The 16,050-nt window shown below is 74.8% G+C and carries 11 protein-coding genes and 1 pseudogene; 7 read left to right on the forward strand and 5 right to left on the reverse strand.

Going from position 1 to position 16,050, the window contains the following annotated elements:
• Positions 1-4 precede the first annotated feature (4 nt).
• From O7542_RS22010 to O7542_RS22025, 4 genes and pseudogenes are all read left to right on the forward strand, one after another.
• Positions 5-1,012, forward strand: a complete 1,008-nt coding sequence (locus O7542_RS22010; protein WP_140946578.1) for a cytochrome d ubiquinol oxidase subunit II — start codon at positions 5-7, stop codon at positions 1,010-1,012.
• The gene (gene cydD, locus O7542_RS22015) at positions 1,009-2,688 is read left to right on the forward strand and encodes a thiol reductant ABC exporter subunit CydD (RefSeq protein ID WP_166455834.1); all 1,680 of its coding nucleotides are present in this window, start codon (positions 1,009-1,011) and stop codon (positions 2,686-2,688) included. The genes O7542_RS22010 and cydD overlap by 4 nt, the downstream gene beginning before the upstream one ends.
• Positions 2,689-2,708: 20 nt before the next feature.
• Positions 2,709-4,430 (forward strand): annotated as a pseudogene (gene cydC, locus O7542_RS22020) (thiol reductant ABC exporter subunit CydC); the annotation flags it as partial.
• 68 nt (positions 4,431-4,498) lie between these two features.
• Positions 4,499-5,182, forward strand: a complete 684-nt coding sequence (locus O7542_RS22025) for a permease prefix domain 1-containing protein (RefSeq protein ID WP_043326744.1) — start codon at positions 4,499-4,501, stop codon at positions 5,180-5,182.
• Between the two features lie 48 nt (positions 5,183-5,230).
• On the opposite strand, the gene O7542_RS22030 is transcribed toward O7542_RS22025, so the two are convergent.
• The gene (locus O7542_RS22030) at positions 5,231-5,572 is read right to left on the reverse strand and encodes a helix-turn-helix transcriptional regulator (protein ID WP_043326746.1); all 342 of its coding nucleotides are present in this window, start codon (positions 5,570-5,572) and stop codon (positions 5,231-5,233) included.
• Positions 5,573-5,687: 115 nt separating this feature from the next.
• Between O7542_RS22030 and O7542_RS22035 the strand changes: the two genes are divergently transcribed.
• From O7542_RS22035 to O7542_RS22045, 3 genes are all read left to right on the forward strand, one after another.
• Positions 5,688-6,677 carry a hypothetical protein gene (locus O7542_RS22035; protein WP_064447625.1) on the forward strand — a complete coding sequence of 330 codons (990 nt, stop codon included), beginning with the start codon at positions 5,688-5,690 and terminating at the stop codon, positions 6,675-6,677.
• Positions 6,678-6,717: 40 nt separating this feature from the next.
• Entirely contained in the window at positions 6,718-9,111 is a 2,394-nt protein-coding gene (locus tag O7542_RS22040; RefSeq protein WP_113972058.1) for a transposase, read from the forward strand.
• Positions 9,112-9,245: 134 nt separating this feature from the next.
• Positions 9,246-10,466 (forward strand): ABC transporter substrate-binding protein, encoded by a 1,221-nt coding sequence (locus tag O7542_RS22045; RefSeq protein WP_281605158.1) that lies wholly within the window; start codon positions 9,246-9,248, stop codon positions 10,464-10,466.
• A gap of 120 nt (positions 10,467-10,586) precedes the next feature.
• Here the strand turns inward: O7542_RS22045 and O7542_RS22050 are convergent, their stop codons facing one another.
• The 4 genes from O7542_RS22050 to O7542_RS22065 all read right to left on the reverse strand — a co-directional run bounded on the left by O7542_RS22050 (position 10,587) and on the right by O7542_RS22065 (position 15,732).
• On the reverse strand, positions 10,587-11,180 hold the full coding sequence (locus tag O7542_RS22050) for an ATP/GTP-binding protein (protein ID WP_030501201.1): 594 nt from the start codon (positions 11,178-11,180) through the stop codon (positions 10,587-10,589).
• Between the two features lies 1 nt (position 11,181).
• Entirely contained in the window at positions 11,182-11,559 is a 378-nt protein-coding gene (locus tag O7542_RS22055; protein WP_030501200.1) for a DUF742 domain-containing protein, read from the reverse strand.
• A gap of 100 nt (positions 11,560-11,659) precedes the next feature.
• The gene (locus O7542_RS22060; RefSeq protein ID WP_013283992.1) at positions 11,660-12,064 is read right to left on the reverse strand and encodes a roadblock/LC7 domain-containing protein; all 405 of its coding nucleotides are present in this window, start codon (positions 12,062-12,064) and stop codon (positions 11,660-11,662) included.
• Positions 12,061-15,732: a nitrate- and nitrite sensing domain-containing protein gene (locus O7542_RS22065; RefSeq protein ID WP_281605159.1), complete on the reverse strand. Its 3,672-nt coding sequence runs from the start codon at positions 15,730-15,732 to the stop codon at positions 12,061-12,063. Before O7542_RS22065 ends, O7542_RS22060 begins: the two co-directional genes overlap by 4 nt.
• Positions 15,733-16,050: the final 318 nt, after the last annotated feature.

The raw sequence follows: 16,050 nt of genomic DNA on the forward strand, positions 1-16,050 counted from the left end.
CGCCGTGGAACTCGCCTGGTACGCCCTGCTCGGCCTCTTCTTCGCCACCTACCTCGTGCTCGGCGGCTACGACTACGGCGTCGGCCTGCTGCTGGCCCGGCGCGGCCCGACGCCGGGCAGCCGGGCCACGCTCGCCGCGCTCGGGCCGTTCTTCCTCGGCAACGAGGTCTGGCTGGTGGCGGCCGTCGGCATCCTGTTCGGCGCGTTCCCCCGGCTGGAGGGCGAGCTGCTCTCCGGCTTCTACCCGGCGGTGCTCGCCGCGCTGGCCGGGGTGGTGCTGGTGACCGCCGGGGTGCAGTTGCGCAGCCGCCCGGTCTCCGGAACGGCGCGCGCCGGCTGGGACCGGGTGGTGGTGGTCGGCAGCGTGCTCGCCGCGCTGGGCTGGGGCGCGGTGCTCGGCGGGCTGCTCCAGGGCGTGCCGCTGAGCGCCGACGGGCACGTGGTCGGTGTCGGTCATCTCGCCACCCCGTTCGTCGCCGCCGCGGGGCTGGCCCTGCTGGCGCTGGTGGCGGTGCACGGTGCGACGTTCCTCACGCTCCGGCTGCCCACCGCCGACGCCCCGGCGCTCGCCCGGCTGGCGAGCGCCCTGGTGCCCGCCGCACTCGTCGCCGTCGGCGCGGCCACCGTCCTGGGCGTGCTCTCCGATCGGGTACGCGCCGCGGTGGCGCGCCCGGCTGTGGCCGTACTCCTGCCGTTGGCGCTCGTGGCCGCGCTGCTGACGGCCCGCGCGGCGCTGCGGCGGGGCCGGGCCGGTGTGGCCTTCGCCGCGACCGCGACGGCGCTGGCGCTGCCCGCGCCGCTGGTCGGGGCCGCGCTCTGGCCCCGGATCCTGGTCTCCACGGCCGACCCGGCAGCCTCGCTGACGGTGGCCGAGGCGGCCGCCGGCCGTCCGACGCTGGCACTGTTGGGATGGCTCGCGTTACCGCTCGTGCCGGCCCTACTAGGCTTTCAGGCGATGTGCTGGTGGGTGTTCCGGGGACGGATCGACGGCAGGGCACCGGTGTACTGGTGAACCGCCGCCCGTTCGACCCGCGTCTGCTGCGTCGGGTCCCCGCGGCCCGGCGCGACCTCGCCGTGCTCGCGGCGCTGGGCGGGCTGACCGCGCTGCTGGTGATCGCCCAGGCGACCGCGCTGGCGACGCTGCTGGCCACCGCGTTCGACGGACGGCTGCACCGGCCGGCGCTGGCCGGTCTCGTGGCGGCGGTCGCCGGGCGGGCGCTGGTGAGCTGGGCGCAGGGCACAGTGGCGGCGCGGGCCGCCGCGACGGTCAAGGCGGCGCTGCGCGCCGACCTGCTGGGCGCGGTCGGCCGGCACGGACCCACCTGGGTCGCCGGGCAGCGGGCCGGGCAGCTCGCCACGCTGGCCGGGCGCGGGCTGGACGCGCTGGACCCCTACTTCACCGGCTACCTGCCGCAGCTCGTGCTGAGCGTCACGGTGCCGGTGGCGGTGCTGGCCCGGATCGTGTTCGCCGACTGGAGCTCGGCGCTGATCATCGCGCTCACCATCCCGCTCATCCCGATCTTCGGCGCGCTGCTCGGCTGGCAGGCGCAGGCCGCCACCGAACGGCAGTGGCGGCGGCTGTCACTGCTCGGCGGGCACTTCCTCGACATGGTCGCCGGGCTGCCCACGCTGCGCGCGTTCGGCCGGTCCAAGGGGCAGGTCGACGTGGTGCGCCGGATGGCCGACGGCCACCGCCAGGCCACCATGAAGACGCTACGCATCGCGTTCCTGTCCGCGCTGGTGCTGGAACTGGTCGCCACGCTCTCCGTCGCGCTCGTCGCGGTGCCGGTCGGCATCCGGCTGCTCGGCGGCGGCCTCACGCTCTCCACCGCGCTGCTGGTGCTGCTGCTCACCCCGGAGGCGTACCTGCCGTTGCGTGCGGCGGGCAGCCGGTTCCACGCCAGCATGGAAGGGCTCACCGCGCTGGACGAGGCGCTGACGCTCTCCGCCACCGACGCGCCCGCCACCACCGAACCCCGCCGTCCCACGCCGGGCGGCCGGGGCGAGATCCGCTTCGAGGGCGTGAGCGTCGCGTACGACCGGACCACAGCGCTGCGCGACGTCACGCTGACCATCCGGCCCGGCGACCGGATCGCCGTCATCGGGCCCAGCGGCGCGGGCAAGAGCACGCTGCTCAACCTGCTGCTCGGCTTCGTCGCACCGACCTCCGGCCGGGTCACCGTCGACGGCGTGGACCTGGCCGGAGTCGACCTGGACGCCTGGCGGCGCGAACTGGCGTGGGTGCCGCAGCGGGCGCACCTGTTCGCCGGGTCGCTCGCCGACAACATCCGCCTCGGCGCGCCGGACACCCCGGACGACGTGCTCGCCGCCGCGGTCGCCGACGCCGCGCTGGACGAGGTGGTCGACGCGCTGCCCGACGGGCTGGACACCCGCCTCGGCGAACGCGGCCACGGCCTGTCCAGCGGTCAACGGCAGCGGGTCGCGCTCGCCCGCGCGTTCCTGCGGGACGCGCCGATCGTGCTGCTCGACGAGCCGACCGCGCGACTGGACTCCGCCAGCGAGGCGGTCGTGCTGGACGCCACCCGGCGGCTGGTCGCCGGACGTACCGCGCTGCTCGTCGCGCACCGGCCCGCACTGCTCGCCGACGCCGACCGGATCCTGCGCGTCGAGGACGGCCGGGTCACCGAACTGCACCCGACCGCCACCGGGCCGGGAGTGGCCCGATGATCCCCGGCGCGGAACGGGCGGTGCTGCGCCTGGCCCGGCCGTACCTGAGCCGGCTGCTCGGCGCCGGGCTGCTCGCCGCCGCCACCGAGTTCGCCGGCCTGGCGCTGATGGCCACCGCCACCTGGCTGCTGATGAGCGCGGCGGGCCGCCCGCCGCTGGACCGGCTGACGGTGGCCATCGTCGCGGTCCGGGCGCTGGCGGTCAGCCGGGGCGTGCTGCGGTACACCGAACGGCTCGCCGGGCACGACGCCGTGCTCCGCATGATCACCGACGTACGGGCCCGGGTGTTCGCCACGCTCGCCGCCCGGCGCGACGCCGGCCGGCGTACCGGGGACGCGCTGAGCCGCCTGGTGTCGGACGTGGAGGCGGCCCAGGACCTGCTCCTGCGCGTGCTCGTACCGGGCGCGGCTGCGGCGGTGGTCAGCGTGCTCGCGGTCGGCGTCGCCGCGCTGATCTCACCGCCGGCCGCCGGTGTGCTCGCGATCGGCCTGCTGGTGGCCGGCGTGGCGCTGCCCGCGCTGGCCACCCGGCTCACCCGCCGCGCCGCCGACGAGGTCGCCCCGCTGCGCGGCGCGCTCGCGGTGGACGCGGTCGACCTCACCCACGGCGCCGCCGACCTGGCCGCGTTCGGGGCCACCGGCGCCGCGCTCGCCGCCGCCGAGAACCGGGGCGCGCGGCTGGCGAAGCTGGAACGCCGGCTCGCCGCTACCGGCTTCGCGGTGGACGCGACGGGCGTACTCGTGGGTGGCCTCACCGCCGCCGCGGTGGTGGCCGTGGCGCTGCGGGCCGGGGTCGGCGGGGTGCTCGTCGGCGTCCTCGCGGTCGGGTCGCTCGCCGCCGTGGAGGTGGCTCTCGCGCTCGTCGCGGCGGCCCGCCAGCGCGCCCAGCTCCGGACCGGGCTGGCCCGGGTGGCCGACCTGCTGGCCGAGCCCGCCGCCACGGCGCCGCCGACGAGCGCGCCGGAGCCCGCGATCGACGGCCACGACGTACGGTTCGCCGACGTGACGGTCCGCTACCGGGCCGGGGCCGCCCCCGCGCTGGCCGATTTCGACCTCGACCTGCCGGCCGGCCGGCGGGTGGCGGTGGTCGGGCCGAGCGGCGCCGGCAAGAGCACGCTCGCCGCCGTGCTCACCGGCGCGGTACGCCCCGACACCGGCCGGGTCACCGTAGGCGGCGGCGTGCCGGTGGCCGGGATCCCGGACGAGCACCTGCCCCGGGTGGTCGGCGGCCTGCTCGCCGAGGCGTACGTCTTCCACGCCACGGTCAAGGAGAACCTGCTCCTCGGCCGTCCGGACGCCACCGAGGCGGACCTGGTCGCCGCGACCCGGGCGGCCGGCCTGCTCGACTGGGTACGCGAACAGCCCGACGGCTGGGACACAGTGGTCGGCGAGCAGGGCGGGCAGCTCTCCGGCGGGCAGCGGCAGCGCCTCGCGCTGGCCCGCGCGCTGCTGGCCGCCCCGCCGGTGCTGGTGCTCGACGAGCCGACCGAAGGGCTCGACCCGTCCGCCGCCGACGCGGTGCTGGACTCCACGCTCGCCGCCACCCCGGCCGGGCACTCGGTGCTGCTGATCAGCCACCGGCTCAGCGGCCTGGCCGGGCTGGACGAGATCGTGGTGCTCGACGGCGGCCGGGTGGTACAGCGCGGCCGGCACGACGAGCTGGTGGCACGCCCCGGGTGGTACCGGGAGCAGTGGCTGCGGCAGCAGACGGCCGAACGCGGCTACCTGGCGGTCACGCCGTAGCGCGCACTGAATCCGATCGGGGTTTTCCCTGACGCGGTAGCCCGTCCCCCGATGGCAGGCTTGTGCGCATGCGGGTCCATGACGAGGCGGTGGTCGACCGCCGGCTGCGCGAGCTGTCCGGACGCCTGTACGGGCCGGACCGGCTCAAGGCCGACCTGCTGACCGAGACGCGGCACGCGCTGGAGGACGCCGTCGAGGCGTACCGGGAGGAGGGCCTGCCGCGCGCGGAGGCGGAGCGGCGGGCGGTCGCCGAGTTCGGCAGCGACCGGCAGCTCGTGCCGGAGTTCCAGGCCGAGCTGGCCACCGGCGCGCTGCGCGGGCTGGCGCTGCGCACGCTCCTGATCTCGGTGGTGCTGATCGCCGCCGGTGACCTGACCTGGCAGGGGTCGAGCTGGAGCGGCGGTCCCCCGCCGCCGGCGAGCTACCTGCTGCTCTCCGCCGGGCTGAACGTCATCTGGGGCGTGATCGCCGCGCTGGCGCTGGCCGCGTTGCTCGTCGGCCCGCTCACCGCCCGGTGGGGGTCGCCCCGGCTCGTCCGTCCGGCCCGACTGATCGGTTTCGGTCTGACCGGCGCCCTGGCGCTCGGCGTGACCGCCGGCGGCGCGCTGTTCGGCTGGTCGGTCGGGCTGTGGGACGCCGCGCTCACCTGGCCCCCGATGATCATCGGGGCGACGGTGGTGTCCGCGGCCTGGTTCGCACTGGTCCGGGCCGCCCGCTGCTGGGTGCTCGCCGAGCGGCGGTTGGCCGGCTGAGCCGGTCGGCCGCCTGAGCGGCCGGCCCACCGGTCCGGCCGGCGGGGTTCAGGCCGGGGCCGTGGGCGGTTCGTCCGCCCCGAGGAACCGGCCGACGGTGGCGCTGAACTCGCGCCAGCCGGCCCGCTCCCCCACCAGCGCCCGGCCACCGGCCTCGGTCAGCTCGTAGGTGCGGCGTTCCCGGCCGTTGACTGTGCTCCACGTGCTCGCCACCAGCCCGGCCCGCTCCAGCCGGCGCAGCGCCGGATAGATGGTGCCGGTGGGCAGATCCAGCGTCCCGCCGCTGCGGGCACGCAACGCCTCGATGATCGCGTAGCCGTGTCTCGGGCCCTGTTCCAGCACGGCGAGCAGCAGCGCGTCGAGGTGGCCGTGCAGCGCCTGCGCCTTCATGCGTAGCAACGCTACTTGTCGATCCTCCGGAACGCCAAGGGGTGCGGCTCCCGGCCGCAACGGTTCGCCCACTAGGGTATGTGCGCAGAGTCACTCGGCGGCGCGACGCCGCCGGGTGGGCAACCGAACGCACACGGAGGTCAGCGTGGCCCGCCAGTCGCCCCAACGGCCCGACGCCGACGAGCCCGAGCTCGACGACACCGACGCGCCCGCCGCAGCCGACGAGGTCGAGGCGGACCGCCCGCCGGCGGACCGCGCGCTCTGGGACGAGGTGCGGATCGACCCGGTGGAGATCGCGCTGCCCGCCGGCACCGGCTTCACGCTGCGGGCGTACCGGCCGGCGCGCGAGCTGACCCCGACCGACGTCGCCGAGCGCGACCAGGACGACCCCTTCCTGGCCCGCCGCCAGGTCGTCGAGACCGAGGACGACGAGGAGGTGGTGATCCTCGACGAGGAGTTCGCCGCCCTCTCCGCCGAGGAGGACGACGAGGACGACGACAAGGCCGAGAAGGCCGCCAAGGGGCGCCGCAAGGGCGAGGCGGACGACGACGCGACCGAGGACAAGGCCGAGTCCGAGGACGAAGAGGACGACGACGAGGACGAGGACGCCGCGGGCGACGAGGAGGTGCCGGTCTTCCTCACCCACAAGGGCCGGCTCCTGCTGTTCAAGACCCCGGAGTCATTGGTCTCTTTCATCCGTTCCGGCGCGCCCAACGACCTGTCCCAACTGGACAGCTGGAATGAATTGTCCGAACGGCTGGAACCGGCCGACATCGCCCCGCTGGACGAGGACACCTACGAACTCGACCTGGTGGTGGAGAACCTGCGCGGCGGCCACGACGCATGGGACCACGAGCTACTCATCGAAGCTGGTGAGATCGCCCGTGACCTGGCGTACGCGCTGCGGCTACCAGCCGTGCTGGACATGCTCTCCGCCGGCTCGAGCCTGGACGATCTGGACGAGGCGCTGCGGGCTTCCGTCAACGGCGGAATCGGTGGTTTCCTGGGTCGGCGCCGGCTGAAGAAAATCGGGGCACAAACCGCAAGTTTGGGTTGGCGCACCATTGTCGGCAAGATCTCTGCGGTTGTGGACTGGCGCGACTGACCCGGAGCGGGGAGCATCAGTCTCTGGCAGAGCAAGACCTGTGTCCCGGGAGGAGGACGACGCCGTGGCGCTCGTGCGCGTGTACTGCGGTCTGGCCTCGGCAGATCCGGCCGACCGAACGGCTTCGGCCGGAACGACGCTGACGTCCGCTGTGGTCGACGACGCAGGCCGTCTGCTGCACGTCTGTGAGATCGCCGACGAGGCCGCCGGGTACGCCCAGCTGGTCGCGCTGCTGGTGGAGCGGTCCGGCGGTCCGAGCGGCGCGGCCATCGCCGCGGACAGCGACGACCACATCGTCACCTCGCTGCTGAGCGCCGCCGGCCGTCCGCTGGCGATCGCCGACGACGACTCGGTCGACGACTTCGCCGAGCGCTTCGCCGACGACGACTCCCTGGAGGAGATGCAGTCCCCGCCCGCCGAGCGCCGCGCGGTCGGGCTGGCCCGCGCGCTGCAGGCCGGCGCGCTCTCCGCGGTGACCCTCCCGGCGCCGCGTGAGCTAGCCGGATACACGCAGGTCCTGGCCGCGCACGCGGCGCTGGCGAGCGGTCGGCACTCGGCCGCGGTGACGCTGCGCGAGGTGCTCCGCGAGCTCTACCCGGCCGCGCTGCGCGCGTATCCGGACCCGGCGGACCGGGTCGCCCTCGCGGTTCTCGACGCGCTGCCCGAGCCGGGGATGCTCACCGGTTCCGCGGCCCGTGGCCGCGACGGCGGGCTGACCGCCGACGCGGTGGTCGCGCAGCTGGCCGCCGAGGGTCTGGCGGACGCGGGCGACATCTCCGACGCGGTGACCGCGCTGCGGGTCGCCATCTCCGAGACACCCCGGCGGGCCACCGTCAACCGGACGCTCACCGCCGCCGTCGCCGAGACGGTACGGCAGGCGGTCGCCTCGGTCCGGACCTGTGACGCCGGATGCGACGCGCTCGTGGGCGCGCTCGCCGAACGCACCGCTCCCGCGCCCGCCACCGGCCGCCGGGCCGCCGCCCGACGCGGTGAGCAGGTCGACGAGCTGGCCCCGGCCACCGACCTGCGCGCGGTGCGGCCGGAGCCGGCCGCCGAGCCGGCACACCGTGGTCGTCCCGAGCCGGCCGGCGCACCCGAGCCGTCCGGCCGGCGCAGCCGCCCGGAGCCGATTCCCGGCGGGCGCCGCGGCCGGCCCGAGCCGGTCTCCGGCCCGGCCGCCACGACGACGCCCCGGCCGCTCGCCCCGCCACCCGTCGCTCCCGCCCCGGTCACGCCTCCGCCGGTCGCTCCGGCCCCGGTGACTCCCGTGGCTCCGGCTGCCTCGCTGGGCCGTCCGGCCTCCGCGCCGCCGTCCCGGCCCGAGCCGACCGGCGCGCCGCTGCCGTCGCGGGTGGACGGACCCACCAACCGGCCCATCTCCGCGCCGCCTCCGCCGCCGCCCGGCATCACCCCGATCGCCCCGTCGCCGCGCGGCGCCGTGCCGCCGGCCGAGGCCGGCGAGCCGTTCCGGCCGACGCTGACCACCGCGGCGATCAACAAGGCGCGGGCGGAGCGGCAGCGCACCGTCATCCCGCCCCGCCCGAAGACCAATCCGCACCAGGAACCGCCGACCGGCGGGTTCAGCGCCACCGACCTGAGCATCCCGGTGCCGGCCCCGCGCCCACCGGCGCCGGAGGCAGCCCCGCCCGGTTCCCGGGCGAACTGGCCGCTCGTGAACAACGAGGACGACACCGCTCGGGAGCGGGAGGGCACCACCTACCCGTACGGACGGGGCGTGGACGCGCCGAGCGACCCGGGCCGGGTCACGCCGCCGTGGCTCGCCGACGACCTTCCGCAGGAGCCGCCGATGCTGCGGCTGGTGGAGCCTCCGCCGCTGGCCGACCGGGCGCTGCGCGACGAGATGAGCCGGCAGGCCGATCCCGGGCTGGACACGCCGCCGCTGCGTCTGGTCGACCAGGGCGACCCGGGCCGCGTACCCATGACCGCCCCGCCCGAGCGGCGTCCCGCGCCGAAGGAGCACCGCCCGCCGCCGGTCTCCGACGACGGCGACGGCGACCTGCTGATCTTCGCGCAGGCCAAGTCCGCCTGGTTCGTCGGGCACGGAGACGAGGCCGACCTGGAGTGGTCCAGCACCGCTGACACCGGCTGGCAGGCGGCCGAACAGGCCGCCCGCCCGTCCGTCGGCGCGGAGACCAAGGCCGGCCTGCCGAAGCGGGTGCCGCAGGCCAACCTGGTGCCGGGCTCCCCGCTGCGCGAGGAGCGTCCCCTGCGGATCGTCCGGAACGCGGCGAGCCTGGCCGAGAACACCACCGGATACTTCCGGGGCTGGCGACGCGGCCAGGAGATCGGCGGCTTCGCCGTGGGCGGCCGTCCGGGCCGCGAGGCGGCCGGCGGCTGGGACTTCACCCGCGACACCGGGGACCGCGAGGACGACCGGGAGTACGAGTACCGCTCGGCCGGTTACCGCTCCTGATCAGAGTCCGCCAGGCCCACGAGTGGGGTGTTTCATCCCACACCTGGGCGATTTGACGCTGAGCTGGACCGGCCGGGAACATACCCGGCGGACCAGCGGCGGCGCCTGTTCGCCGGGGTGGGAAGGCGATTCCAATGGCGACACCGGCGTTCGACTCCACTGTGCTCACCCGGCGGGGCGTCCTCGCCGCCGCGGCCGGGAGCGTGCTGCTCGCCGGCTGCGCGCCGCAGGGCCAACGGCCGGAGGACGGCCCGTCCAGCAGCGCGCCGAGCGACCAGGATCTGATCGTCGGGGCGAGCCTGGAGCTCACCGGCGCGGGATCGGTGCTCGGCGTCGCCCAGCGGCAGGCCCTGCAGCTCACCGCCGACTCGCTCAACCGCACCGGCATCCCGGTCGGGAACCTGGTCCGGTCGGTCCGGCTCCAGATCCTGGACAACGGCAGCAACCCGCAGGTCGCCGCCCGGCATGCCGCCGAGCTGACCCGGGCCGGCGCGCAGGCCCTGATCGGCGGCGTGCTCGGCGAGACCTCCGTCGCCCTGGCAACGGCCGCCCAGCAGGTCAAGACGCCCTTCCTATCGCTCGGCTACGGTGACCGCATCGCGCTGCCGCTCGACGAGCGCACGTTCACCTACAAGCTCACGCCGGACGCCGTGGACATGGCACGCCGCCTGGTGGAGCTGTTCGAGTCCATGAAGGTCCGGAAGGTGTCCCTGCTCGCCGCCGACGGGCTGCACGGCGACTCGGGTGTGCGGGCGATGCGGGAGGCCCTCGCGGACAGCAGCACCGACCTGGCCCGCACGGTACGCCTGCCGGCGACCGGCCGACGCTTCCGCGCCGCCGCCGACCGCGTCGCTGGTGGCGAGCGGGACGGCGTGGTCGTCTGGGCCACCGCGCCGGACTCCGGCGCCGCGGCACGGGAGCTGCGCGCCGCCGGGCACCGCGGCCCGATCTTCTTCGACGCCGGCGCGGTCGCCGACGACACCGTGCAGGGGGCCAACGCCGCCGCCGTGGAGGGCGCATACGCCGTGCACCCGGCCTGCCTGGACATCTCCGCGGTGACCGCCACCACCACGGCGCAGCTGGCCCGGCGGGACTTCGCCACCCGCTACACCCAGCGGCACGGCGGCAGCCCCGGCTTCGCCCCGTACGCCTCGGACGCCCTCCAGCTCCTCGCGTGGTCGGCGCGGATGGCGACGAGCCTGGACCGGGGCCGCCTGCGGGCGCTGCTCCAGGCGCAGGCGGTCCAGGGCATCGCGGGCGGGTACGCGTTCACCGCCGCGCGGCACGGTGGCATGGAACCCGACTCGCTCGCCGTCTACCAGGTCTACCGGGGCGGCTGGACGCGTCTCGGCTGACCCGGAGCGCCGCCCGGCGATTCCTTCCTGGAGGTCACCGGGCGACCGCGTACCGTGTCCGTCCCCGGACGGCAAGAAGCGCCCGGTGGCCTCAGGCCGCCGGGCGCTTCCGCGCGTCGGTCAGGCGGGTGCGACGGCCCGCGAGCGCCGCATGGTGAGCACGTACTCGACCAGCGAGATCAGCACGTGCTTCGTGGACTCCCGGTTACGGGCGTCGCACGGCACCACCGGCACGTCGCGGGAGATCGCCAGCGCGTCCCGGACGTCCTGCGGATCGTGGTACTGCATGCCGTCGAAGCAGTTGATGGCCACCAGGTACGGCAGCCGCCGGTGCTCGAAGAAGTCGATGGCGGCGAAGCAGTCGGCGAGCCGCCGGGTGTCGACCAGCACCACAGCGCCGATCGCACCCCGGACCAACTCGTCCCACATGAACCAGAACCGCGTCTGACCCGGCGTACCGAACAGGTACAGGATCAGATCCCGGTCGATCGAGATACGACCGAAGTCCATCGCCACCGTGGTCGTCGTCTTGCCCGGCACCTGCCGGGTGTCGTCGACGCCGACACCGGCGGAGGTCATGATCGCCTCGGTGGTCAGCGGCGTGATCTCGGAGACCGAGCCGACCAGCGTCGTCTTGCCGACGCCGAACCCACCGGCGATAACGATCTTCGCCGACGTCACTCGGCCGCTCGGGGCCGGCGGCCGGTGCGACATGTCAGAGCCTGCGAAGTCCACTCAGCACCCTCTCCAGCAGTTCAGTGCCCACCGCGTCGTCGGAGTCGTCCAAAATGGTCGGCTCGTGGACCGCGACCAGGCCGTCCGTCGCCATGTCGGCGATGAGCACCCGGGCCACGCCGAGCGGAAGCTGCATCCGCGCCGCGATTTCGGCGAGCGACTGCACACGTCCGTCACACAACGCGGCGATGTACTGGTGTTCACGACCGTGGCCACCATTGCCAGTGGCAACCGCTCGGCCGCGCACCGTCGTCTCGACGAGCGCCTCCAGGGCGATGTCGAGCCGGGGACGGGTACGACCACGGGTGACGGCGTACGGCCGGACCAATGCGCCGGTCGGCTCGTCACGATCCGCCATGTCGCCGCTCACCTCCCTCGTACCCGGCACCGGCTCGCCCCGGTGACATCCGTCGCTGTCGTTGTTGTTCCCGCACCTGACCCACCGGCCAGCGCGTCATTCAGCCCATCATCCCCACAGCCGTGCGCGGCTGCGGCGTCAGGGCATCGCCCACCCGGTCCACGAGCAGGGCCATCTCGTACCCGACCTGACCCACGTCGCAGCTCCGCGCCGCCAGCACCGCGAACGACGAACCGTCGGAGATGGACATCAGGAACAGGAATCCGTTGTCCATCTCGACGACTGTCTGCAACACCGCTCCGCCCTCGAAGCAGCGGGCCGCGCCCTGGGTCAGGCTGACCAGACCGGACGCGATCGCGGCGAGCTGGTCGGCGCGGTCCCGCGGAAGGTCACGGGACGAGGCGAGAAGCAGGCCGTCGGCCGAGACCGCGACCGCGTGCGCCACACCGGGCACCCGGTCGGCGAAGTTGGCGAGCAGCCATCCGAGATCCTGCGTAGTAGTCATCCTTGTTGCTCCTTCTGCCCGCTCCCGGCCACCGGGCCTGAGCCAGACTGCGAGGACTGCTGCCCGCCCGGAGTGCCCTCCGGGCCGGTCGTGTTGCTGTCGGTGTTACGCCCGCGCTGCACGCCCCGATGGTAGGCCGACAGCAGGCCCCGGACGCCTTCCGGCGTCCGCCGCTGCACCGAGGCAGAAGGCTTGTCGATGCTGCCGGGCACGAGCTGCGCCATCGGCTTCCGCTTCGGCAGGCCCTTCTGGGTGGTCTCCGCGACCGGCACCTCGGTGGCCGCCGAGGCGGCGCGCCAGCCGTCGTCGGCCGCGGTCTGCCAGGGCGAGGACTGCGGCGACGCGGTCGGCTGCCGGGTGGGCAGCCCTCCGCCGTACGCGGGACGGGTGTTCCCGTTCGCCGCGCCGTTGTCACGCGGTGCTCCGCCGGCCGTCGGAGTGTGTGCCATCGGTGCGTTACCTGTCGTTGCGGGTGTCGGCTGCGGCACGGGCCGGCCGGCGGTGTCCACCTTGGCGAACTGCTGGGTGGCGTCGCCGCCGTTCGTCGTCGGGGCCGGGGCCGGGGCCGCCGCCTCCTCGTGGGGCCCGGGCCGGCGGGTACGGAACCACGCCGACTCGAGCTCCCGGAAGATCGGCAGCTCCATCGTCTCGTCGGCGTACCGCTGGCGGTTGCCCTGCTGCTGCGCTGCCGGGCCCGGTCGCGCCGCCGGGGCGGCAGCCGGCCGGTTGGTCGCCGGGGTGGCAGCCGGCTGGTTCGTCGCCGGGCCGGCGGCCGACGGCTGGCCGGTCGCGGGCTGCGCGGTGGCCGGCATCTCCGTGCGCGGCACCCGGGGCAGCTCGGTGGTCATGTCCATGCCGCTGGTGGGCCGTTCCGGCGCCGCGGGGGCCGGGGCCGGAGTGACCGGGGGCCAGACCGGCGGCGCACCGACGCCCGGCCCGGGCGTCACCGGTCGCGCCGGCAGCTGGTTCGCCGGCGGCGCGGAGACCTGGTAGCCGGCGGCCGGCTGGCCGGAGACCGGCGCGGCCGACGTAGGCTGCCCGGAGACCGGCATGGCGGAGACCGGACGGCCCGTGTACGGGTCGCCGGAGACCGGCGCCGCGGAGACCGGACGGCCGGAGAACGGGTCGCCGGAGACCGGGGCGGCCGAGACCGGACGGTACGGCAGCGGGTTGCCGGCGGCCGGGGCGCCGGAGACCGGCGGCAGCGGCGGCGCCGACACCGGCGGGACCGGCGGCGCGGAGACCGGCGGCGGGCTGTAGGGCCGCGCCTCGGGGCTGCTCGGCAGCTGGCGCGGGATCGCCGGCTGCTGGCCGCTGGTGCCCGGGTCGCCCTCGGCCGGGTTGCGCCGCTGGGGCAGCGGCTCGAACCCGGAACCGGACGAGGGCCGGGAGCCGAACCCGCCGTCCCCGTCGCCCGGGTTGGCGCCGGTCAGGTCGGACCAGGCCGGCATGGCGCGAGCGCCACCGGCGTTCGTCGGGGTGCCCGAGCCGTTGCGCGGCGCCGGGTCGAAGGCGCGTCCGCCGAGCGTGACCTGGTTGCCGGAGGCGCCCGGGTGCGGGGCCGGCGGCAGGCTCTGCGGGTTGTTGTTGCCGAAAGCGGCCAGGGCGCCGAAGGCGGGCGTCGGTCCGCTCTGCTGCGGGGCGGCGGGCGGCAGGGCCGGCGCGCCCGGACCACGCCCGGCCAGGGCACGCGGCACCAGGACCGTGGTGGGCAGCGTCACGTCGGCGACGGTGCCCCGGTCGGTGCCCGGTCGCAGCTCGACCCGGACGCCGTGGCGGGCGGCCAGCCGCGCCACCACGACCAGACCCATCATCCGGGAGACCGCGACGTCCACCTGCGGCGGCGTGGCCAGCCGCTCGTTGAGGTCCCGGAGCTGCTCCGGGCTGATGCCGATGCCCCGGTCCTCCACGTATAGGGAGGCACGGTCGCCGACCCGGCGGGCCTCCACCATGACCTGGGAGTCGGGCGGGGAGAACGCGGTCGCGTTGTCGAACAGCTCGGCGACCAGGTGCACGAGGTCGTTCACCGCGTGGGCGGCGACCTCGATGTCCCGGTCGATCACCCCGAACTCGATCCGGGTGTAGTGCTCGACCTCGGACTGGGCGGCGCGGAGCACGTCGATCAGGGCGGCGGGCTCGCGCTGCACACGCGTGGAGTCCGCGCCGGCGAGCACCAGCAGGTTCTCGTCGTTGCGGCGCATCCGGGTGGCGAGGTGGTCGAGCTGGAACAGCTCGGCCAGCCGGTCCGGGTCCTCCTCGCCGCGCTCCAGCCGGTCGAGGTGGCCGATCAGCCGGTCGACCAGGATCTGCGAGCGGCGGGCCAGGTTGACGAACATGGTCGCGACGGACGCCCGCAGGGCGGCCTGCTCGGCGGCGGTCCGGACGGCCTCCAGGTGGACGGCGTTGAACGCCTCGGTCACCTGGCCGAACTCGTCCTTGCTGCGCACCGGCAGCGGCTCGGCGATCTGGTTGGCCAGCTGCACCGGGGTGAGCTGGCCGGTCACCTGCGGGTCACGCAGCCGGGCGACGGCCTGCGGCAGCCCGTACTGGGCCACCGCCAGGGCGCCCTGGCGCAGGTCGCGCAGCGAGCGGGCCATCGAGCGGGCGACCAGGTACGCGAACAGGATGGCCAGCAGCAGCATGGTGAGCAGCAGGCCGGTCTCCAGGAACACCTGGCGCTGGGTGTCCGAGCGCAGCGCGTCGGCCTGCCGGACCACGTTGCCGTCGAGGCGGGACTCCACCGTCCGCATCAGCTTCGCGTTGGCGACCATGGCCTGGTCCCACTGGTCCGCGCCGAACTGGGCGTTCTCCATCGAGCCGCTGTTGTTGCCCGAGATGAAACTCGTGTAGAGCTCCGCCCGGCGCAGGTCCGGCCCGGAGACGGTCTGGTCGTAGAACAGCTTGTCCGGGTCGGTGGCTACCGCCTGGAACGTCGCGAACGCCTGCGACTGGCCGGTGCCGCTGGCGATGAACTGCTCGCGCAGCGCGGGGGTGTACTGGTTCTGGGTGATCGCCTGGTGGACGACCACGCGGCGCTGGGTCAGGAATTCCTTCTGCCGGGCGACAGCGGCCGCCGCGCGCATCCGGTCACTCAGGTCGTTGTCGCCGGCGAGCTGGGTGGCGGAGTCGCGGATCGCGAGCAGGTCCTCGATCAGCTGCCGGTAGGTCAGGTCGGCGTCATTGATCTTGAGCTTGCCGTTCAGCACCTGGCTGCGCGTCGCCGGGAGGTCCTTCAGCTGGGTGTCGATCGCGTCCAGCAGCCCGACGAAGTTGCGCGGCAGGTCGTCGATCTCGCCACGCTGCCGCAGGTACGGCGACTTCGCCTGGTCCACCCGCTGGTTGGCCCGGTTGTAGCCCTCCTGGTACTGCGCCCGGGTCTGGAACTCCTTCGCGCCGAGGAAGAGCACGGCGCCGACCCGCTCGTCCTGCACCGTGTCGATCAGGTCACCCGAGTAGCCGATCAGATTGGCCAGGTCCCCCGCACGGTTGGCATTGTTGAGCGTCTCCAGGTGGTCGACCAGACCACTGGTGCCCACCACGACCGTGGCGATGGTCGGCACGATCATGATCAGACCGAGCTTGGACCAGATCGGCATGTCGCGCAGCCGACTCATCGGCCGGCGCAGCCGCGACAGGAAGGAGCCCGCCGTCGTTGGCCGTTTGCTCACGTCACCGCCCTCGCATTACCGCGCCCGACGTCACCTGAGGGCAACGCCGAGCGACCGACCCGGCGGGTCGGACCTCCGAGATTCCATCACGCCGCCCCGCAAAGAGAAAGACCAGGTTGTCCCTCACCGGAGGTGTGATGAGATGTTGATGCAATTTGATAGCTATCCGTCTGGCCGGAGTCACTGAAGGTAATGGAACACCCGCATCGCGTTGTCCTGCTCGCTGGCCCCTCCGGGTCAGGAAAGTCATACATAGCGCAGCGAACCGGACTTCCGGTGCTCTGCCTGGACGACTTCTACAAGGACGGCGACGACCCT

The sequence above is a fragment of the Micromonospora sp. WMMC264 genome (genome assembly GCF_027497275.1).
GTDB classification, from domain to species: Bacteria; Actinomycetota; Actinomycetes; order Mycobacteriales; family Micromonosporaceae; genus Micromonospora; species Micromonospora chalcea.

Bases quoted from the DNA above. Each gene is read 5' to 3' on its own strand.
- O7542_RS22055 (WP_030501200.1), bottom strand. From the start codon at position 11,559: ATGGCGGATCGTGACGAGCCGACCGGCGCATTGGTCCGGCCGTACGCC.
- O7542_RS22030 (WP_043326746.1), bottom strand. From the start codon at position 5,572: ATGAAGGCGCAGGCGCTGCACGGCCACCTCGACGCGCTGCTGCTCGCC.
- O7542_RS22050 (WP_030501201.1), bottom strand. From the start codon at position 11,180: ATGTCGCACCGGCCGCCGGCCCCGAGCGGCCGAGTGACGTCGGCGAAG.
- O7542_RS22060 (WP_013283992.1), bottom strand. From the start codon at position 12,064: ATGACTACTACGCAGGATCTCGGATGGCTGCTCGCCAACTTCGCCGAC.
- O7542_RS22025 (WP_043326744.1), top strand. From the start codon at position 4,499: ATGCGGGTCCATGACGAGGCGGTGGTCGACCGCCGGCTGCGCGAGCTG.
- O7542_RS22045 (WP_281605158.1), top strand. From the start codon at position 9,246: ATGGCGACACCGGCGTTCGACTCCACTGTGCTCACCCGGCGGGGCGTC.